At 73.6% G+C, this 20,308-nt stretch carries 15 protein-coding genes; 6 read left to right on the forward strand and 9 right to left on the reverse strand.

Annotated features, from left to right (window positions below):
• Nucleotides 1-15: 15 nt before the first annotated feature.
• Genes pdxY through RBH18_RS35460 form a run of 4 tightly spaced genes read right to left on the reverse strand, consistent with a single transcriptional unit; the run spans nt 16 to nt 3,137 of the window.
• A complete protein-coding gene (gene pdxY / locus RBH18_RS35445) occupies nt 16-867 on the reverse strand; it encodes a pyridoxal kinase PdxY (protein WP_306214861.1) in 852 nt (283 codons plus the stop codon).
• Between the two features lie 4 nt (nt 868-871).
• Complete coding sequence (locus tag RBH18_RS35450; protein ID WP_306214862.1) at nt 872-1,324, reverse strand: DUF6529 family protein; 453 nt, start codon at nt 1,322-1,324, stop codon at nt 872-874.
• Nucleotides 1,325-1,347: 23 nt separating this feature from the next.
• On the reverse strand, nt 1,348-2,847 hold the full coding sequence (locus tag RBH18_RS35455; protein WP_306214863.1) for a serine/threonine-protein kinase: 1,500 nt from the start codon (nt 2,845-2,847) through the stop codon (nt 1,348-1,350).
• Between the two features lie 5 nt (nt 2,848-2,852).
• Nucleotides 2,853-3,137 (reverse strand): pyrophosphorylase, encoded by a 285-nt coding sequence (locus tag RBH18_RS35460; RefSeq protein ID WP_306214864.1) that lies wholly within the window; start codon nt 3,135-3,137, stop codon nt 2,853-2,855.
• Between the two features lie 87 nt (nt 3,138-3,224).
• On the opposite strand from RBH18_RS35460, the gene RBH18_RS35465 reads away from it, so the two are divergent.
• The 5 genes from RBH18_RS35465 to RBH18_RS35485 all read left to right on the forward strand — a co-directional run bounded on the left by RBH18_RS35465 (nt 3,225) and on the right by RBH18_RS35485 (nt 9,783).
• On the forward strand, nt 3,225-3,674 hold the full coding sequence (locus tag RBH18_RS35465) for a hypothetical protein (RefSeq protein WP_306214865.1): 450 nt from the start codon (nt 3,225-3,227) through the stop codon (nt 3,672-3,674).
• A 1-nt stretch (nt 3,675) separates the two neighbouring features.
• Nucleotides 3,676-8,343 carry a DUF6531 domain-containing protein gene (locus RBH18_RS35470; protein WP_306214866.1) on the forward strand — a complete coding sequence of 1,556 codons (4,668 nt, stop codon included), beginning with the start codon at nt 3,676-3,678 and terminating at the stop codon, nt 8,341-8,343.
• Nucleotides 8,328-8,726 carry a hypothetical protein gene (locus tag RBH18_RS35475; RefSeq protein ID WP_306214867.1) on the forward strand — a complete coding sequence of 133 codons (399 nt, stop codon included), beginning with the start codon at nt 8,328-8,330 and terminating at the stop codon, nt 8,724-8,726. The genes RBH18_RS35470 and RBH18_RS35475 overlap by 16 nt, the downstream gene beginning before the upstream one ends.
• Before the next feature lie 74 nt (nt 8,727-8,800).
• On the forward strand, nt 8,801-9,283 hold the full coding sequence (locus tag RBH18_RS35480; protein ID WP_306214869.1) for a hypothetical protein: 483 nt from the start codon (nt 8,801-8,803) through the stop codon (nt 9,281-9,283).
• A gap of 89 nt (nt 9,284-9,372) precedes the next feature.
• Nucleotides 9,373-9,783 (forward strand): hypothetical protein, encoded by a 411-nt coding sequence (locus RBH18_RS35485; protein ID WP_306214870.1) that lies wholly within the window; start codon nt 9,373-9,375, stop codon nt 9,781-9,783.
• Here the strand turns inward: RBH18_RS35485 and RBH18_RS35490 are convergent.
• The gene (locus RBH18_RS35490) at nt 9,761-13,954 is read right to left on the reverse strand and encodes an FtsK/SpoIIIE domain-containing protein (RefSeq protein WP_306214871.1); all 4,194 of its coding nucleotides are present in this window, start codon (nt 13,952-13,954) and stop codon (nt 9,761-9,763) included. The two genes, RBH18_RS35485 and RBH18_RS35490, sit on opposite strands and share 23 nt — an antisense overlap.
• A 107-nt stretch (nt 13,955-14,061) precedes the next feature.
• Between RBH18_RS35490 and RBH18_RS35495 the strand changes: the two genes are divergently transcribed.
• Entirely contained in the window at nt 14,062-14,472 is a 411-nt protein-coding gene (locus tag RBH18_RS35495) for a hypothetical protein (RefSeq protein ID WP_306214872.1), read from the forward strand.
• Here the strand turns inward: RBH18_RS35495 and RBH18_RS35500 are convergent, their stop codons facing one another.
• The 4 genes from RBH18_RS35500 to RBH18_RS35515 form a co-directional block, all read right to left on the reverse strand.
• Nucleotides 14,473-15,423 (reverse strand): hypothetical protein, encoded by a 951-nt coding sequence (locus RBH18_RS35500; protein ID WP_306214873.1) that lies wholly within the window; start codon nt 15,421-15,423, stop codon nt 14,473-14,475.
• Complete coding sequence (locus RBH18_RS35505) at nt 15,420-17,423, reverse strand: CHAT domain-containing protein (RefSeq protein ID WP_306214874.1); 2,004 nt, start codon at nt 17,421-17,423, stop codon at nt 15,420-15,422. The genes RBH18_RS35500 and RBH18_RS35505 overlap by 4 nt, the downstream gene beginning before the upstream one ends.
• Before the next feature lie 244 nt (nt 17,424-17,667).
• A complete protein-coding gene (locus RBH18_RS35510; protein WP_306214875.1) occupies nt 17,668-18,810 on the reverse strand; it encodes an endonuclease in 1,143 nt (380 codons plus the stop codon).
• Between the two features lie 104 nt (nt 18,811-18,914).
• On the reverse strand, nt 18,915-20,308 hold a 1,394-nt coding region (locus tag RBH18_RS35515; protein WP_306214876.1), incomplete at its 5' end, for a cellulase family glycosylhydrolase.

A 20,308-nucleotide genomic window follows, 5' to 3' on the forward strand; every position in this document is an offset into this window, starting at 1 on the left:
CCCCCGCGGCCGGGGTCAGCGCACCTGCTCGGCCTTGAACTGCAGGCGCGGCGTGGCGTAGAAGTCCTGGGCCTGGATCAGCTGCAGCTCGCGCTCGCCGGACTTGTAGGTGGTCTCGATCAGGTCGAAGACGCTGGAGGCCGTGCGCTCGAGGGCCACCGCCGCGTCGCGCGTGGCGACGAAGTGGGCGGTGAAGAGGGCGGCCGTGACGTCGCCGGAGCCGTTCGCCTTGAACGGCAGGTGCGGGGTGCTCACGAGCCAGGCGCCGGCGTCGGCGACGACCAGCATCTCGATCGTGCCCTCCTCGCGGTCGGGGCGCTCGACGCTGGTGACCAGGACGGTTGAGGGGCCCATGGCGCGGGCGAGGTCGGCCGAGGCGAGCGTCGACTCGATGCTCGCCGGCTCGGTGCCGGTCAGGAAGCCCAGCTCGAACTGGTTGGGCGTGATGATGTCGGCGACCGGCACGACACGGTCGCGCAGCAGCTCCGGGATCTCGGGCGCCACGAAGCAGCCCGACTTGGCGTTGCCCATGACCGGGTCGCACGCGTAGAGCGCCGCCGGGTTCGCGGCCTTGACCCGGCGCACCGCGTCGACGATGACGTCGCCGATGCCCACGCCGCCCTGGTAGCCGGAGAGCACCGCGTCGATCTGCGGGAACACGCCGCGCTCCTCCACCCCGAGCAGCACGTCCGCCACGTCCGCCGGTGGGATGAGCGGCCCGCGCCAGGCGCCGTACCCCGTGTGGTTGGAGAAGTTGACCGTGTAGACCGGGACGACCTCGACGCCGATGCGCTGCAGCGGGAACACGGCCGCGGAGTTGCCGACGTGCCCGTGGGCCACCGCGGACTGGATGGACAGAATCTTCATGTCCTCACCCTAGAGCGAAGAACCAGAGCGCGGACGTCAGCCAGACGCCGGTGACGGCGGTGAAGAGCAGGCCACCGGCGACGGGCAGGACCCAGGGCGGGCCGTCGCCGGGGTCGCTGACGACGAGCATCTTGGTGACGAAGGCGCCGTAGAACAGGCAGCCCAGCAGCGAGTGCGCCAGGACACGCGGGTCACCGGTCTGGAAGCCGAGCAGGTAGAGGCAGTCGACGGCGACCGGCAGCGACGCCAGGAACGCCAGGCGGCCGGACCAGCGGTGGACCACGGCCGGCCAGCGCCCGCGGAGGGGCAGCCGGCCGTACACCGCCAGGGCGGACAGCAGTTGCACCACGGCCAGCAGCAGGACCGCGGTGGCCAGCCACGACTTGCCCCGCAGGTCCGGGACCAGGTCGGTACGCGGGGTGTGCGCCCGCCCGTACACGCCGAGGGCGACGGCCACGCCCAGCCCGGCCGCCGTGGCGATCAGAAGCCCTCGCCCGAGTCGGCGTCGATCGTCGATGTGGCCACCTCCGTCCCGTCGACCGTGGTGGTGCCGGTCGTCACGTCGAGGGCGGGCGCGGGGCCGGGCACCCCGCCGTCGACCAGCACGCCGACCTGGCTGCCGTCGGGCAGCACGATCCAGGAGCCGCGGATCTGGGCGTCGCTGACCCGGGCCGCGGCCCGGTAGATGCCGGACGGCTTGGCCACCGCCGCGATGTCGAACCGCGCGGTCACGCCGGCGGCAGTGACGTCGCCGCGCGCCCGGCGGGTGTCGATCGCGCCCTTGAGCGTCGCTCCCCGCTCCCCGGTCAGCGACAGCGCGCCGCCGGACATCGTGCCGCGCAGCCAGGCCTCGGCCCGCTCGCCGTCGCAGAGGTACGCGACGGCGGCGCCGTCCCGCACCGCGATCGCCAGCGTGCCGCGGTCGCCGGGGAGACGCCCCGCGTACGTCGCCCGGGTGCGCTCGGCCGGCGCCCGCTGCGCCACGGTGTCGGTCGGCGGCAGCGAGCCGGGCGCCTGCACCGGGGCCGCGGAGGAGGCCGCCACCAGGGGCCGGACAGTCGCCCCGGGGCCCGCGGCCGCGTTCATCGTCACGAGGACTGCCACGGCCGCCACCACCACACCGGCCGCGAGGGTCAGCAGCGGCCCGCGGCGCCGGTGCAGGGGCTTCGGCTCGGGCGGAGCCGGTACGGGCGTCCGGGGCGCGCCACCGTGGCGCAACCGGGTATCGCGCCGGCCCGGAGCGGAGGATGCCGGCGCCGGCGACGCAGACTCACGGAGGCGGATTGCCACGGAACGCGCCGACGGGCGGGCGCGCGGGTCGGGCGCCAGGCAGTCCGCGATGACGCCGTCGAGCGCCGTGCCGTCCTGGATCTCGCGCAGGACCACGCCGAGCGACCAGACGTCCGCCGCCGCGGTCGCCGGGCCGCCGCCCCGGAGCTCCGGGGCCTCGTAGCCGGGCGTGCCGCCGAGCACCGCCGGGTCCGCGTCGTGCAGCAGCGCGGCCACGCCGAAGTCGGTGATCCGGACGACCGGCGGCTCGGAGCCGCGTACGAGAAGGATGTTCTCGGGTTTGAGGTCGAGGTGCACCACTCCCTGGGCATGCGCCGCGGCCAGGGCGGCGGCGGCCTGGGCCCCGATCGCGGCGGCCTCGGCTCCCGGCAGCCGGCCCCCGCGCCCGGCCAGGTGGCGCCGCAGGTCGGGGCCGTCGACCAGGTCCATGAGCAGGGCCAGCCGCCCGCCCTCCACCACGAGGTCGCGGATGCCGACGATCCCGGGGTGGTCGAGGTCGCGCAGCGCCGCCTCCTCGCGAATGAACAATTCGCGCACCCGGCGATCGCCGGCGAGCCCCGGCTCGAACAATTTCGCGGCCAGCGGCGGGCCGCCGAAGCGACTGGTCGCCCGGCGCACGACGGCCAGCGCGCCGCGGCCGATCTCCTCGTGCAGAAGATATTCGCGGCCGAGCGCGTCCCCGTGATTCATTTCCGTCAGGAGCCGCCGCCGGCGGTCATGATGTTCTGCGAGATCTTCTGCAATTGCTCGCGCAGCTGATCCAGCTCGGTCTTGGCCTTGTCGAGCGCCGACTTGGTCTCGGGCCAGGTCTGATCCCGGAACTGCTGCGCCAGCGGCCCGTCCCAGACGTCGGGATTGGACAGCATTTTCCCTTGCGCGTCAAGCTGCGATATCTGATCGGTCAAACCGCCGTTGATGATCGCCTGAACCTGCTGGATCGACGTTTTCGCCTGTTCCGTGGAGAGTACGCGATCACCCATGCCCCATCCCCCCTGAATAGATCAAAAATTGATCATTGACGATATCCGCTATGAATATAGCGGAACTTGGCAATCGGGGGGACGACCATGGTTGATCTGCAGGGAATAGCCGAGGACGTGCCGTTCGCGTGGGCGGCCGCCACCGGTCTGGCCCGCGCGCTGCGGGCCGCGGCCGACGAGTGCGAGGGCCAGATCTCGGGCCGCTCGCAGCTGGCCGGGCAGGCGAAGACGGAGTGGCGCGGGCTCTACGCGCGGCAGTTCGACGACCGGATGCGCATCTGCACCGAGGACGCCCGGCGGCTCGCCGGGGCGCTGCGGCAGGCCGCCAACCAGGTCGACGAGCTCGCCCGGCTGGCGCGCGAGGAGCAGGACCGCCGGCTGAAGGCCCGCCAGTGGCAGCGCGAGCAGGAGGACGAGGGCTTCCTGGAGAAGGGGTACGAGTTCCTCTTCGGCGAGGACGACCTGCCGCCGATCCCCGACCCGGTGACGCCGCCGGCGTACACGTCCCCGGCCCCCGCGACCGCCGCCCGGGGCTGACATGTCCACCAGCTCGGCACGACCCGACGACCTGGACGCCTTCGCCCGCGGCAGCCGCGCGAACGACGACACGCTCCGGACGAGGAACACCACGCTCAAGGCGGCGTACGGCGACTTCCAGGCCGGCAACCGCTGGGGCAGCCTGGACGCGCAGTCACTGGTCACCGCGTTCGGCACGTACATCGACCTCAACGAGGCCGACGCCGCATGGGTCGCCCGGATCGCCTCGGCCTTCCGGGCCGCCGGGGGCGACGGCGACCTGACCCGCCTGCCCGACGCGGCGATCGCGGCCAGCCTGCGCGCGGCCGGGCTCACGGGCGGCCGGCAGTCGGTGACCTTCGACAGCCCGGTGGCGTACGGCTTCCCGGCGACCACGGGCTACTCGGACGACCCTGTCAACACGGCCTCGGGCAACTTCCTGATCGCCGAGAACGAGCTGCCGGCGCCGCACGTCACCTGGTGCCGCGTCTACAACAGCCGCTCGGACGCCGCCGGGGCCTTCGGGCCGGGCTGGTCCTCGTGGGCCGACGCCCGGCTGCGGGCGGGCGCGCAGGGAGCGTCCTACGCGGGGCCGGACGGGCAGCGGGCGGTCTTCCCACGCCAGGGCGACGGCTACGGCCGGGTGATCGGCGTGGCGGCGCGCGTCGCCCCGCTCGGCTCCGGGCTGCGGCTGACGTGGACCGACGGGCGGGTGTGGGACTTCGACGACACAGGCCTGCCGGTACGCGCGGACGAGCTCACCTTCGCGTACACGGCCGGCCGGCTGACGGCGCTCACCCACCCCGGCGGGCGCTCGGTGACCCTGACCTGGACAGCCGACCGTGTCACCGCGGCGCTCGCGTCGGACGGGCGGCGCGTGGACTACACGTACGCCGGCGGTTTCCTGGTCGGCACCGGCGACCGCACCTACGACGTGGACGGGGGCCGCGTCGTCCGGGTGACCGACGCCGACGGCGTGACCGAGGCGGTCAACGAGTACGACGAGGCGGGCCGCGTGCTGGCCCAGGTGTCCCCCTTCGGGCGCCGCACCCGCTACGCGTACCTCCCGGGCGGCGTGACCGTCGTCGGCGACGACACCGTCTCGGACACCTACGTGCACGACGCGCACGGCCGGCTGCTGGCGGTGGTGGACGGCCACGGACGGCGCCTGTCCCGCACCTACGACGAGTGGGGCAACCCCGTCACCGTGACCGACCGGGACGGCGCGGTCACCACCACCCTCTGGACCCCCGACGGCCGCCTGACCCGCCGGGTACAGCCGGACGGCGCGGCGTTCGACTACGCGTACGACGACGCGGGCCGGGTGGTGTCCGTGACCGCGTCGACGGGCGCGACGGTCACCTACCGCTACCGCGGCGACGAGCGCACGCCCAGCGAGATCGTCGACGCCGAGGGCGGGATCACCCGCATGGAGGTGCGCGACGGCCTCGTGCACCGGGTCGTGGACTCCGACGGAGTGACCGTGTCCTTCGGCTTCGACGCCGACGGCCAGATCGTGTCGCTGACCGACGGCGTGGGCAACACCGCCCGGGTCGCACGCGATGCCGCCGGGCGGGTCGAGGCCACGGTGACGCCGCTGGGCCGCCGGACCGAGTTCGGCTACGACGCGGCGGGACGTCTGACCACCCGGACGGACCCGGGCGGCGGCGTGTGGCGCTACGAGTATTCGGCAGCCGGCCGGATCGTGGCGACCGTCGACCCCACCGGAGCCCGTCGTGCGAACAGGTACGGCCCGCATGGCGCCCTCGCCGAGACGATCGACCCGCTCGGCCACGGCACCACCCGGCTGTACGACGACACCGGCAACCTGGCCCGCGTGATCGCCCCGGACGGCGCGAAGTGGGACTACACCTACGATGCGCTGTCCCGGCTGACCGGCACCACGGATCCGGCCGGCGCCACCTGGCTACGCGAGTACGACCCGGTCGGCAACCTGATCGGCAGCATCGACCCCATGGGCACCCACCGCACCGCGACGGTGGACCCCGGCGGGCGGGTCACCTCCGTCGACGACGGCCTCACCGGCAGCACGTTCGAGTACGACCAGCTCGGCCGCGCCACCGGCCACGTCCGCCCCGACGGCACCGCCGCACGCGCCGAGTACGACCGCTGCGGCCGGCGCATCGCGATCGTGAACCCGTCCGGCGGACGCAGCCGGATCGCGTACACCCCGGCGGGTCGCATCGCCCGCTCGGTCTCCCCCGGCGGCCGGGTCACCGCCGCCGAGTACGACGCCGCGGGCCGTACAGCCGCCCTCCTCGACCCGCGCGGACGGCGGACGGAGTTCCGATACGACGCCGACGGCACGCTCATCGCATGGACCCGGTCCGGGATCACCGAGACCTTCACGTACGACGCGAACGGCCGGCTCGCGACCCGGGAGACGCCCGGCCGGGGCACCGTCCGCTACGACCGCGATGCCGCCGGGCGCGTCACCGGGGTCAGCGGTCCGGCCTCCGGGCAACGGCGCTTCGAGTACGACCCGGCGGGCCGCCTGGCCGCCGCGACCGACGCGCTCGGCGGGCGGACCACCTACGGATACCATCCGCGCGGCTGGCTGACCAGGGTCACCGATCCCCTCGGCCACACCGCCGTGCGCGAGTACGACGAGACGGGCCGCGTCGTCGCGGACACCGACCCGCTCGGCCGGGTCACCCGCTACCGCTACGACCCCGCCGGCCGGCTGGTGTCCCGGGTGGACGGTGCCGGCCGCCGGGTGAGCTGGACCTACGACTCCTCCGGCCGGGTCGTGACCATGGCTGCCGGGGACGCCGCGCCGATCCGGATCGAGCGCGACGCCCTGGGCCGCCCGACCGAGGTGACCGAGCCGGGCTCCTTCCGGCACCGGCTGCGCTGGGACGCCGAGGGCCGCCCGACCGAGCGCCGCCGCGACGATCTGGCCCTCGGCTGGCGCTACGGCCCTGACGGCGAACGGCTCGCGATGCGCTATCCGGACGGGCGCGAGATCACGTACACCTACGACGACACCGGCCGGCTCAGCTCCGCCGGCCACCCGCTCACCGGCGAGATCGCCTTCCACCGGGACGCGGACGGCCGGCTGACCGGCGTCGGGGACGTCCGCTGGGAGTTCACGAACGGGCTGCTCAGCCGGCACGGATCGGTGCCGATCGGCCGCGACGCCGGGGGCCGGATCATCGCCGTCGGCGACACCACCTACCGCTACGACGCCGCCGGTCAGCTCGTCGCGGCGGGCGACCATGTCTTCGCGTACGATGCCGCGGGCCGGCTGGTTCGCGACGGCGACCTCGCGCTCACCTACGACGCCGCCGGCCAGCTGCTGAGCCGTGGCGAGACGACCTACGAGTACGACGGCGCCGGCCATCGCGTCGGCGACCTGCGCTGGGACGGCTTCGGCCGGCTCGCGGGAGCCGGCAGCACCACCGTGACCGTGGACGCCTTCGGCGAGCCGGCGGACATCGACGGCCGGCCGATCCTGTGGGACGGCGGCCCGTGCTGGATCGGCGACCGGCCCACCCCGCCGTGGTGGGAGGGCGACTGGCAGGGCACCGCCGGCACCGGCCGCGACGCCTGGGGCGCACCCGCCCGCGAGGACCCCGGTACCGGTTATCGCGGCGAACTGGAGTTCGGCGGCCTGACCTGGCTCCGTAACCGCGTCTACGACCCGTCCACCCGCGCGTTCCTGAGCCCGGACCCGCTGCCGGCCGTGCCGGGCACGCCCTGTGCGGGCAACCCGTACCACTACGCGGGCAACGACCCGATCGGCCACGCTGACCCCCTCGGCCTGCGCCCGGTGACCGACGCCGAGCTGCGCGCCTACCGCGACGAGATGGGCAAGGGTGCCTTCGAACAGGCCGCCGACTGGGTGGGCGAGAACTGGGAGTACCTGGCCGCCGGCGCCATGGTCGTCGGCGGCGTCGCCCTGATGTTCACCGGCGTCGGCGGCCCCGCGGGCGTGGCCCTGATGGCGGCCTCCGGCGGCCTGATCTCCGCGGGCGCCAGCGCCGGCCTCCAGAAATTCACCACCGGCGAGGTCGACTGGGGCCAGGTCGCCCAGGACGGCCTGGTCGGCACCATCACCGGAGGCGCCGGTGCGGGCACGGCCGTGGCCCTGAGCAACACCGCCCGCCTGGCCGCCACCAACCCCCTCCTCCGCGAGATCGCCGTGAGCGGCGCCGAGTCGTTCGTCAGCGGCGCGGTCGAACGAGGCCTCACCGGCGGCCCGGTCTTCAGCCCCAAGGCAATCGCCGCCGACCTGGTCACCGCGGGCGCCGCCCCGGCACCCGGTGCGCGCCTGGGCCCGGGCAGCACCCCCGAACCGGAGATCCCGCCGTACGTCTTCCGCGGCGGCAGCCGCGGCGATGTCAACATGACCCCCCGACCGGAGCTGGATCCGACCGGGCTCAGCACGTGGGACACCCCCGAGAAGGCACTCGAGAAGAGCAACAAGGCACAAGTCATTGCTACCGACCAGCTGGGGCCCGGGCTCCGCGCTATTCCAGACCCGCCGCCCGAAGGACATGTCTCGATCGCCCCGGTGGATATGTCCGAGCTCCCGGAATGGCAAGCAACCCGGCCGGGGCTGACAACCGGAGGGCCGGTCCACCCCTACACCGAACAGGTGCAGAATGCTGTCACCGGCGAAGTCAAGAAAGGCCCGGGAGGAGACGTGGTGTGGACTCCGAGATAGCGCTCGCGGAACAGTGGCAGGACATCGCGGATGCCGTGCTGGCCGTCTTCGAGGAGGAGATGGAAAAGGTCAGGAAGGTCGACGCCACTCTCATTTGGAGGAGAGAAGGCAAGATGTGGGCACGTGACAAGGTCTCGTGCATCCTGACGGTGTGGCATCGGGGCGCGGACGACCCGCATCTGGAGCTGGATGCGATGGTTCGCGTCGGCCCGGGTCAGGTCGCGATCAGCTGCGACATCGGCACGACCGAAGGAGAGATCTTCGCCGAGCTCCGGCCGGAGGACGGTGCGGGGCCGACCCTGGACGCGGCGATCGCGAGACTACGGGCATTCTTCGCCGTCCACGCCGAGTTGATGCGCCGGGAGGGCACCGCAACACCTTGATCTCGGACCGGAGATAGCCTCCGCATTGCTCGAAGGCTCGGAGAAAGAGTGATCTAGAAGAATAATCGATGCCCATGGACCGGCGGCTCGGATTACCGGAGGCTACTCACCTCATGCCCGGGAGGGAACGCATCGCCATGACGTCCACATCGGCATCAGATTCACGCGAACCCATCCAGCAGGAATGGTGGAGGGATATTGCCGATGCGGTGCACCCGGTGCTGGAAGAAGAAGTCGCACGGTTGAGGGAGATCGACGAATCGCTCGTCTGGAGACGGGAAAGCCGATCGAGGTCGTCCGTCAAGGTCTCGTGCGCGGTGACGGTGTGGCACCGGGGCGCGGAGGATCCGCATCTGGAGCTGGATGCGATGGTTCGCGTCGGCCCGGGTCAGGTTGCGATCAGCTGCGACATCGGCACGACCGAGGGGGAGATCTTCGCCGAGCTGCGCCCGGAGGAGGGCGCCGCCCCGACCCTGGACGCGGCGATCGGCAAGCTGCGCGCCTTCCTCGCCGCCCACGCCGGGCTGCTGCGTCGGGAGGGCACCGCGTTGCCATGACTGGCTCGACACCTCTGCCCGGCGGGGCACAGGCGGGGCTCCCCGCGCCGGCCGACCGTTCGCTCGGGGCGCCGGCGCTTCTGTCGGCGATGGCCGATGTCCACAGCGCACTCGGCGAGGCGACGTCGTGGCTGCGGTCTCAGCCCGGCGTCGAGCGGGCCGCGCTGTCGGTGCACATGGCACGCCGCCCCGGCTCCGACGACAGCGGGGAGGGCTTCGAGATCGCCTGGTACGTCGAAGTGGCGCACGAGACCGGCTTCGCCATGGACTACGTCCTCGAACTCGTGCGCCGGGACACCTGGGTGATCGAGACGGCGGTTCGCGGCAACGCCGACGAGGACGAGGACCGGGTCCTCGAGTTCCCGGACCGGCCGGCGGTCACCGACGAGGAGTTGCTGATCGAACTGGCCGGCGCCGCCCGGATGCTGGCGGCCGCCCGCGAGCGCGCCCTCGCGGCGTTCGTGGCGAGCCTGCCGGTCACGGGTGGGCGGCCTGGATGATGTCCCAGTCGCCGTTGTGGATGAGGTAGCCGCGGCCCACGCCGAGGCGGACCGGGGAGCGGCGGGGCAGGGTCACGCCCAGCAGGTCGCCGTCGAGGTCGGGGCTGGGGCGCAGGAGGATGCCGGTCTTGGCGCGGCGGACGGTCTGGGTCCAGTGGCCGTACTTGGTGCGGAGGGTGTCGGCTCGGCCGGCGACGACGAGGTGCAGGTCGGGGTGGTTGGCGGCGAGGAGGCCGGCGAGGGCGCCGTCGGGGTCGTCGAAGGTTTCGGCGTCGTCGAGGAGTAACACTGCCGGGCCTTCGGTGGTGCGGAGGCTGGCCAGGAGGGCGGCCAGGCCGGTGGCGGGCGTGAACTCCGGGAGGTCGCGCAGCGGGGTGCGGCGGGCGCCGGTGGCGGTCAGGTGGACGTGGCCGCGGAGGGTGGCGGCCAGGGCCAGCAGGGTGGTGCTCTTGCCGCAGCGGGCCGGACCGGCGATCAACGCGTGTTCGCCCTCGTAGAGGGTGAGGGCGGCGGGCCGCAGGTCGGACTCGCGGATGCCGGCGTAGAGGTGCCACGGCTCGCCGGTCACCTCGGGTGGGGGCAGGGCGGCCGCGGGGACGTCGGCGGGCAGGACCTCGATGCGGGCGGCCGTGCGGTCGAGGCCGCTGTACTTGCGGACCATCGCCTCGGCGGACGGGACAGGGCGGGCGACCTGGGCCTGCAGGGCGCCGGGGAGCACCACCATGCGGCCGGGCCGGCGGGCGGGGACGTCCTTGCGGGTCAGGCCGGCGGACACGTAGTCGTAGGCGTCGGGCAGCCGGAACAGCCACCGCTGGGTGGTCACCGCGGCCCACGCCGGCGGGATCGTGCTGAACCGGTCGGCGGCGACGGCGAACGCGATACCGGCCGCCGTGCCGTCCGCGTACAGGCGGGTCAGCTGGTCGAAGATCTCCAGGCCCGGCGTGTCGTCGAACTCGGCGCGCAGGGCGGCCAGGTTGTCGATCAGCACGACGATGCGGGGGCCGGTCCCGCCCGCGCGGCGGCGGTCGAGCTCGGCGCGCAGGTGGCGGATCAGGCGGACCTGACGTTCGCGGTCGTCGGCGGCGATCACCGAGCCGGTGCAGGGCAGCCCGTCGAGGACGCCGAGGTCGCCGGTCCCGTAGTCCACCGCGTACAGGAAAAGTGCCGAGCCGGCGGCGAGGCTGAGCGCGACCGACAGCAGGGCCGTCGTGGTGCCGCTGCCGGTGATGCCGAGCAGCAGCAGGTTGCCCTCGGCGGGATCCCAGCCGATCGGGTACTGCGCCTGCCGCCGCGGATCGTCGGCCAGCGCGACCACGGCGCGGTCGGGCTCCGGCGGCAGGGTGGCCAGGTCGATGTCGGTGCCGAGCGGTTCGGGCCAGGGGCGGCGGGGCGCGGGCAGGCCGGCGGCGGCCTCGGCGATCGCGTCGACCAGCCGGGCCAGGTCGGTACGCGACCCGGCCGCGACGGGCGGCGCCTCCTCCCGGGGCGGCTCGGCGCCGAAGGTGAACGGCGCCACCGCGACGCTCGCATCCGTCGACTCGGCGGACACGCACGTGACCAGCGCGGTCTGGATCGGGACGACCTCGCCGGGGCCCAGCCGCACGTACGCCCGGCCGGGCAGCAGGCGGCTCAGCTCCGCCGCGTCGCGGACGCCGATCACGTCGATCGAGTCCGCCGCGTCCTGCACGCGCAGCGCCACGCGCAGGTTCGTGTTGGTGCGGATGTTGTCGTTGACCGCGCCGGACGGGCGCTGGGTGGCGAGGATCAGGTGCACCCCGAGGGTACGGCCACGCTGCGCGACCCCGACGAGCGCGGACAGGAAGTCGGGCAGTTCCGTGGCGAGCGTGGCGAACTCGTCGATGACGACCACCAGGCGGGGCATCGGCTCGGCCGCGCCGCTCCGGACGTACTCGACGAGGTTGTCGGCACCCGCCGCCCGCAGCCGGCGCTCGCGATGGCGCAGCTCCGCCTCCAGCGCCCGCAGCGCCCGCTCCCCCAGCTGCTCGTCGAGGTCGGTCACCAGGCCGACGGTGTGCGGCAGCCGTGCGCACTCGTCGAACGCGGCGCCGCCCTTGTAGTCCATCAGCACGAACGTCAGGTGCGCCGGATCGGCGTTCGCGGCGAGGGCGGCGACGAGGCTGCGCAACAGCTCGCTCTTGCCGGAGCCGGTGGTCCCGCCGACCAGGCCGTGCGGGCCGTCGCGCACGAGGTCCAGCGTGAAGACCCCGCGGTCGGTCACGCCGAGCGGCGCGGTCGCGGCGCCCGCGTCGGTACGCCGCCAGCGCTCCCGCACCGACGCGGCGTCCACCCGCGCGAGCCCCAGCATGGGCAGCAGGCGTACGCCGCCGGGAAGCCCCGCACCGGCCCGGACCAGCTCCGGATCGTCGAAGCGGGCCAGGTCCCGCGCGCAGCCCCGGGCGGCGGCGACGGTCAGCCCGGCCAGCAGGACGTCGTCGACGCGGGCGCCCTCGCCGGGGCGGCGTACCGTGGCGTCGCCGTCGGGGTCCACGATCTCGATCACCGTGTCGCAGGCCGCCGGCAAACGGTCCGCGGTGGCCGCGACGACGATGCCCGCCACCGGCTGCGGGGGTGGCGCACTGCCGAAGACCGACGGGGTACGCCGGGCGTCGTTGAGCAGATCACGCGCCGGCGACCGGGTGCCCTCGGTCAGCACGTCCGAGTCGATCACGACCAGCGCCGTGCCCGCGGCGGCGCCCGTGGCCAGCGCACGGATCAAGGCGTCGCTCGTCTCCCGGTGGTGGGACAGCCAGCGGCCGCCCTCGGACCGGCCGGTGTGCGGCAGCCACTTGCACCAGTCCCACTCCGGCTCGCGGCCCGGGTCGACGAACACGCCGACGGTCAGATCCGCCGGTCCATGGTGGACGGCGGCCTGGCACAGCAGCCCGCGGGCCACGGCCAGTGCCGCCTCCCGGTCGCCGGCCACCCCGACCACGCCGCCGTGGGACAGGTTCACGCCGACCGGGGCCGCGAGCAGCCGGGCCTCGGACACGAGCGCTGTCACCTTCGCGGGCAGCCTGCCGCCGGTCGTCCGCACGGGTGGGGTCCAGGGCCGGTCGGCGATTCCGGCGTACAGGATCAGGAAGTCCTCGTGGGCGGGCCGCCGCTCCCACAGCGTGGTGCTGGGCAGGGCCGCGCGCCGCCGCACCTCCGCGAGATCCGGCAGCTGGTGGCGCAGGCGGGCGCGCTCCACCTCGCCGGCCGCGGTCAGGTGCCCCGCCAGCTCCGCGAGCTCCCGGCCGAACTTCTCCTCGTTCCCGGCCCGCTCCTTGCGGCTCCTGCGGCGCGACTCGAGATAGGTCCCGATGCCGATCAGCGGCGAGAGCATCGCGAACAGGCCGAACCGCAGGTCCCGGGTGATCGCCACCATGACGACGGCGAGCACGATCGGCCCCAGCGTGGAGGCGACGCTGAAGCGCGGCTTGCTGGGTTCGCCGGGCTCGCCCGGCACCTCCAGCTCCGCCGGGCCGGGCGGTGGAGCGGACCGCGGCGGCCGGTTGAACGACACCAGGTCGCGCCGTGGATCCAGGCTGTGCGGGCGATCCGCGCCGGCGACCCGGCGCACGGCCAGGGCCAGCGCCCCCACCCCGATCACGTCGTCCGGCGCCACCGGCACGGCCCCGGTGACCGCGACGCCGTTGACCAGCAGCCCGTTCGCCGACCCGAGATCGGCCACGGTCACCCCGTCGCCGCCCACGGTCACCGCGCAGTGCTGCCGCGACACGGTCTCGTGGTCCAGCACGACGTCGGCGCCGGGGTCGCGGCCGACCACCCACTGCCCGGGCGGCGCGGGAAAGGAACGCCCGGCCGCGAGCCCGGCCACGACGACGATCTCGTACGCGGCCCGGGTCGCCGGTCCGGAATCGGACAGCGCCACCGTCGCACCCTCGTGCAGGCCCGCATCCCCGGCCGGCGTCGAGCTCGGCACCGGCCGGCCGTCGACGATGACCGTCCCGGGCGGCTCTGCCCCGCCGAGCGCGGCCCGCACCAGATCGCCGACGGTGGCATCGCGGCTGCGCAGGCGCACGTCCAGCTCAAGCTCCACGTGGCCGATCTCCGCCGCGCCGCTCGTCGCCGCGCCGATCCGCGCCGCGCCGGCCGTCGCATCGCCGGGCTTCGCCTCGCCGGTGTTGAAGATGATGTGCACGCCCACCCCCGGTCGTCGTGCGCGCCCCCACCGAGGGGGACCGATCATCCGGGCCCGGGATCCGCTGGGGAGTCGATGGACTTGATGTTTTTCCCGGCACCAGTCTGGCTCTCATGACACCACAGACGAGAGCGCTGAGCGACGCGAACCTTTTCGACTTCGCCGGCCCCATGCAGATCAATTACTCGAGTTCCAGCATCAAGGGCGTGCCGCTGCTGTCGTACCAGGACGCGCAGTTGAACCTGAACTTCGAGAACGAGGACATCGTCCGGGTTCCCATGCCCGGCGGCGAGGAACTGGTGACGGTGACCCTCCAGCAGGCGGTGGACGCCTTCGTCCGCACATTGACCCTGGTCATTCCCGGCGTCCGCGTGCAGATGGGCGACACAGTGGAGTTCGAGACCCTCGCCGTCGAGACCGTCGACCGCTCCCAGGCCTTCGTGGCCCCGCCCGGCCCGGCCGGCGCCCTCCAGACCTACCTCGTCCACCAGATCCGCGGCACCGCCCAGGCCGTCAACTTCTGATCAGCCGCCGGCGAATCGCGGATCCGCGCAACGCCGCAGTGCCGCCCGGACGGCGTCCTCATCGCCACGCTCCCGCTTCTCGAAACAGGCGACCACGGCCTCGCAATAGGGCGTGGCGTTCGCGGCCGGAACCAGAAAACTCAGCACCGACCGGTCGTTCAGCCGCGGCCGGTACTGGCACGCCGCCCGGGCAACGACGCCCGCATTGGCGAGGGTCCGCACCCGGGCCGGCGCACCAGTGATCACCGTCATGGCGGTGTCGTCCACGCCGACGATGTAATGAGCATTGGCCGTGCCGCCCGCCTCGACCACGACCTCCTGCGGCAGTTCCGACACCAACCGTCCGATGGCGAACCGGGGCAACGCCTCCAGGGAAGCGCTGTAGCCCCAGGCCCTCCCGGAAATGGTCACGTTCACGCTCAGCACGACGACCACGAGGGCCAGCGCCACGCCGCCGGCGAGCCAACGCCGGCGGATACGCAGGAACAGCAGGAGGGCGGCGAGCACGGAAAGCTGGAACAGGGCGAAGGTGATCGGCACGACCAGGCTGAACAACGCGCCGGCTCCGAGCACCAGCCACGCCGATCTGCCGTACGACACGCGCCGGGAGCGGAACAACAAGGCGTACAGGACACCCGCGGCGATCAGCGGCAGCAGTGACGGCAGCAGCGCCACCGATAAGGCCACCAGGTTGCCACGCCACAGGAGAGTCTTCAGCACAGCCGAGTCACCGAACAGGCCGAGCACCAGGGCCGGCACCAGCAGAGGCAGCGCGCCGATCAGGTACGGGGCGGCCGGGTGCGTGAGGTGCGGGTGTTCGGCCTCGGCGCGCTCGGGGGGCGCAGGCTCGGGGGTCGCGGGCGCAGGCGGGGCGGGCGCGGGGGACGCCGGGGCGCGCAGGATGAGCCAGCCGGCGTAGGCGGCGGTGAGCAGGCGGTGGCGGCGGGTCACCAGCGGGCGCCGTGGGCGGCGTAGGCGGACCAGGTCAGGGGGTGGGCCTCGCGGGCGCCGGCGCGCCAGCGGGCCAGGGCGTCGAGTTGGACGGTGCGGAGGGCGGCGGCCGCGTCGGTGGTGTGGCGGAGGGCTTCGGCCAGGGCGGTGGTGAAGGCGGCGGTGAAGCCGGTGTCGGGGACCGGCCAGTTCGTGGCGATCACCTGGCGGGCGCCCGACCACAGGACGGCGGCGGCCAGGGCGGCCCACTCCCCCGCTCCGGCGCCGGTGTCGCCCGCGGTCGTGCAGGCGGCCAGCAGGGCGCGGGCGGGGAACGGGCACGGGTCGGTGCCCAGCCGGCCCGCGGTCAGCTCTCCGCTGCGCAACTGGAGGCCGCTGTCCAGGCCGACCCCGGCGTGCCCCGCGTAGTAGAACATGCTCGGGTGTGAGGGACCGAGGCGCGTCAATGCTTCCCGCAGGGCCTCCTCGGTCGCGGGGGGAGCGTCCGGGCCGCCGAGCACCTCGGCGGCGTCCGCTGGTACCCGGCGGGCGTGGGGCAGGTCGCCGGTGGGGTCGACGCAGGCGAGGCTCACGGTCAGCTCGGGGGCGGGGAAGGTCGGGTGCGTCGCCACGTGGTCGGCCAGCACCGCGGGCGGGCCCAGGCGCAGGACGGCGGCCTCGATCAGGCGGGCCGGGAAGCGGTCCGGGGACACCGGTTCCGCCCCGAGCGACGCGACCGGCAGGACGGCGAAGAGGGTGCCGCTCAGCACCAGGGACAACGGATCCGTGCGCCGGCTGCGGCTGCGGAGCGCCCGGAGCAGCACCGGCGGGACGAGCAGGCGACCGATTTCCGCGGCGAGGGCTTCCTCCGTACGGTAGGAAGTCTCGCTCGTGTCGGAAAGCTGCCCCAGCAGCCGCCCGAGCTCGGTGTCGTCACCCGTCTCCAGCAGGCCGCAGTCGGCGACCCCGTCGGCGTGGACACTCCAGTAGATCCGGTCGTTGAACGCCCACGCTCCCCACCACCAGGCGCCCGGCCCGCCCGTACGGTCGGCCAGCTCACGCAGCTCCAGCGGCGCGCCGGCGGAGGCGTGCAACGGCGCCAGCCGCGACACGCCGTCGACCATGATCGGGCGCGGCGGGGCGGGCCGGCGCGCGGCGGGCAGCACCTGCGCGCGGGCGCCCTCGATCAGCTCGGCGGCCAGGGCGGCGTCGCCGTGGCGGCAGGCGGCGACGAGCGCGATCTCCCGGGCCGCCTCGCCGCGGCCCCCGCTCCACGCCACCGCGCGCAGGGCGTGGTCCCGGGCCCCGGCCAGATCCCCGGCGCCGAGCAGATAGCCGGCGCGGTGCAGATGCGCGTCGGCGCACAGCCGCGGATCACCGGTGCCCGCCGCGGCGGCGACCGCCCGGGCGGACGCGTCGTCGCACCACCGCGGGAACCGTTCGCCGCGCCGCCGGGGATCGCCCAGCATGGCGAGCGAGGCGACGAACCTCGCCACGTCCCGGGTCGCGAAGTAGTCCGCCGCCTGCCGGGCGCGGTCCAGGTCGTCCTCGCCGCCGGACGCCGGGGCACCCGCCGACGCCGCCACGGGCCTCCGCGCCGGTTGCGCCACCCGGCGCAGGTCCCGGATCTGCGCCCGCCATTCCGGCCGGTCGCCGAGCGACTCCTCCGCCCGGTCCAGGTACGCCGCCGCGACGTCCTCCAGCCCGAGCCGGCTGAGCGCCACCGCCGTGTCGAGCATGGCCCGCCCGTGCTCGAACCGGTTCCGGGCGTCGCGTCCCAGCAGCTCCCCGGCCCGCGAGAACGCGTCGAGGGCGCTGTCGAAGTCGCCCTCCTCCAGGTGGATCAGCCCGAACAGGTGCTGCACGCGGCCCAGGTCGCTGCGCCGGCTGACGGAGTCGGGCGCCGCGGCGAACAGCTGCTCGGCCTTGCGCAGCCGGTGCACCGCGCGGCGCAGCTCCCCCTGCTCGAAGGCGCGAACGGCAGCCCGCGCGGCCGCGACCGCGCGCAGAACCTCCAGCACGGGACCCCCTCCCCCACCACCTCACCTCACCCCGGCCGCCGGGCGGACGGAAGGCGCCGTTCGGCCCAGCCGTTCCGGCAAAGCCGTCCCGCGCCGGCGACGGTTGATCGGTCCGCTCAGGATCCGGCGGTGCTGCTCGCCCGGACGTCGTCGCCGGCAGTCCGCCTGCCGCGGCGTGACCCGGGCCGGGCGTGACTGCGCCGGCCGGGCTTGGCGGTGCCCGGCCGGCGCGGTCGTCCGCGGGTCAGCCGAAGATGGAGGCGACCCACTCGGGGTGGTCGATGAACGGGTTGCGGTTGTGCTGGTACGAGGCGTAGATCACCTCGTTGCGGTTGCGCTCGAAGGCGTCCGGCGGGTCCTGGGTGTTCCAGGTGAGCAGCTTGGACAGGCGGCCCAGCTTCGGATTCGTGCCGTTGCTCACCGAGTCGTTGACCTCGAGGTCGGGCCACGCGTCGTCGCCCTGGTAGCGGACGGCCATGTAGAAGATCATGCGCGCGACGTCGCCCTTGACGGCGTTGCGGGGTTCCCAGGAGTCCGCGTCGGTGTAGTTGCCGGTCGCGCCGCTGACGGCCGTACCCCCGGTGTCGAAGTCCTTGTTGTCGCGCAGCGCGTTGACCGTGACGTCCTCGGGGCGCAGGTGGTGCAGGTCGGTGCCGGGCCCGTTGGCCGTCCCGAAATCGCCGTGGGACTTCGCCCAGACGTGCTCGCGGTTCCAGTCGCCGGTGTCGCCGCCGTTCAGCGTCTTCGAGCGGCTCAGGCCGGAGTAGAGCAGGATCACGTTGGCCGAGTTGTTCGGGTCCTGGTCGGTGACCTTCAGCGCGTTCCACACCGCGTCGTACGACAGGGTGGTCACGCCGGAGCTGATGATCGTGTGCAGCGCGGTCTTCAGCGCCGCCCCCGACTTGCCGCTCGCCGCCGCGTAGTAGGCGTCCGTGCCCCCGGTGGGCGGCGGCGTGGTCGGCGTGGTGCTGCCCCCGCCGGCGGTCATGGCCGTCGGGGATTTCAACCCCGCATGCGAGAAGTACGCGGTCAGGGTCCCCGTCACGGTGATCCGGTCGGCCATCAGCCCGGGGTTGCTCAGCAGCCCGAACGACGCCCGATAGGCGCTCGTGACCTGGATGTAGAGCATCGAGCCGGTGGCCGTCGTGCCCGCGCTGTCGGCGATCGCGATGGCGGTGTCGCCGGTGAAGTTGCTGGTGCGGACCGTGCTCGTGGCGGTGGGCTCGCCGACGACGTAGCCGGTGACCGTGCCCACGGCGCCGGTCTGGCTGCTGATGGCCTGCGCCACGGTCAGGGTCGCGGCGGCGCTCGAGGGCCGCGTGACAGTGAGGACGAGGAGGGCGAGCAGTGCCGCGGCACTCCCCGCCAGGACGCGCCGGACGACCATCGGAACTCCGTTCACCAGCGGGTATAGATGCCGGTGAGCATAAGGGCGGCCGGGGCCCCGCGTGGGCATATCAGCCACGTCATAAGGCCCCGGCCACCGGAAGTTCAGCTGGTCGGGAAGTTGTCCGCCGTACTGATGCGGCTCTTCAGCAGCTTGCCCGAGTCGGACAGCGAGGAGAACGACCCGCTGGAGCAGGCACCGGACTGCAGCGCCGCCGTGGCCTCCGACTTGTCCGCCCACGACCAGTTCGCGTAGCTGATCTTCAGCTTGTCGAGCAGGTCGAGCCACGTGGTCGTGCTGGCCGTGTCCACGGAACCGTTGCCGTCCGCGCTGCCCGTGCCGAACTCGGTGACGAAGAGCGGCAGCTTCTGCGCGGCGGACTGCACCTCGGCGCGGTAATTGTCCTTGTGCGACGCGGCGTAGAAGTGGAAGGCGTACATGATGTTCGTCGCCTTGACGGGGTTGGCGATGATCTCGCTGGAGGACGAGCCGTCGGAGACGCCCAGCGACGACCAGCCCCGGGTGCCGACGATGACCACGGCGTCCGGGTCGTTGGCGCGGATCACCGGGATGACCTGCTCGGCGTAGCTCTTGATGCCGGCCCAGCTGACCCCGTTGGGCTCGTTGGCGATCTCGTAGATGACGTTCTTTTTGGCCGCGTTGCGGGCGCTCACCGCGGCGAAGAAGGTCTTGGCGCGCTCGAGGTTGTAGTTCGGGTCGCCGGGGTTGAGCGTGTGGAAGTCGACCAGCGCGTACATGCCGCGTGCCTCGGCCTGGTCGACCAGCGTGTTGACCTGGCTGGTGAAGCCGGAGGGGTTGGTCTCGTAGCCGCCCTCCTGCACGTACATGGCGATGCGGAACAGGTCCGCCTTCCAGTCCGTGGCCAGCGTGCCGAGCGCCGACGAGGTGTAGCAGTTCGGGAACCACTGCAGGCCGTGCGAGCTCATGCCGCGCAGCTGGATCGCCTTGCCGTACTGGTTGCACAGGTTGACGCCGCAGACCGACAGCTGGCCGTTGACGCCCACCGGGGTGCCGGTGGCCGGTGCCGCGGTGGTCTGGGAAGGCGTCGGCGAGGCCGTCGTGGGCGCCGTCGTCGGCTTGGTGGTGGCCGGCGCGGTCGTCGCGGCCGGCTTGGTCGTCGGCGCGGTCGTCGCCGGGGTCGTGGCCGGCGTCGTCGTCGCCGGGGTCGTGGTGACGACGCCGCAGTCGGAACCGTTCACCTTGCAGCTGGTCGGCCGCCCGGTGCCGTTGACGACCATCCCGAACTCGGCCGACGAGCCCGCCGCGATCGAGGCGTTCCAGCCGGCGGGCGTGAACGTGTAGGTGCCGCCGGACAGCGCCTGCGTGGTGTTCCACGCGTTGACGACCGTCGTGCCGGCGGGAAAGGCGAGCTCCACGCGCCACGTGGACAGCGCCTTCGAGGTGTCGTTCTTGACGACGACACTGGCCTGGTAGCCGGTGTTCCACGCGTTGGTGACGGTGAACGCGGCAGTCTCCG

Source organism: Actinoplanes oryzae (assembly GCF_030757795.1).
Classification (GTDB): domain Bacteria; phylum Actinomycetota; class Actinomycetes; order Mycobacteriales; family Micromonosporaceae; genus Actinoplanes.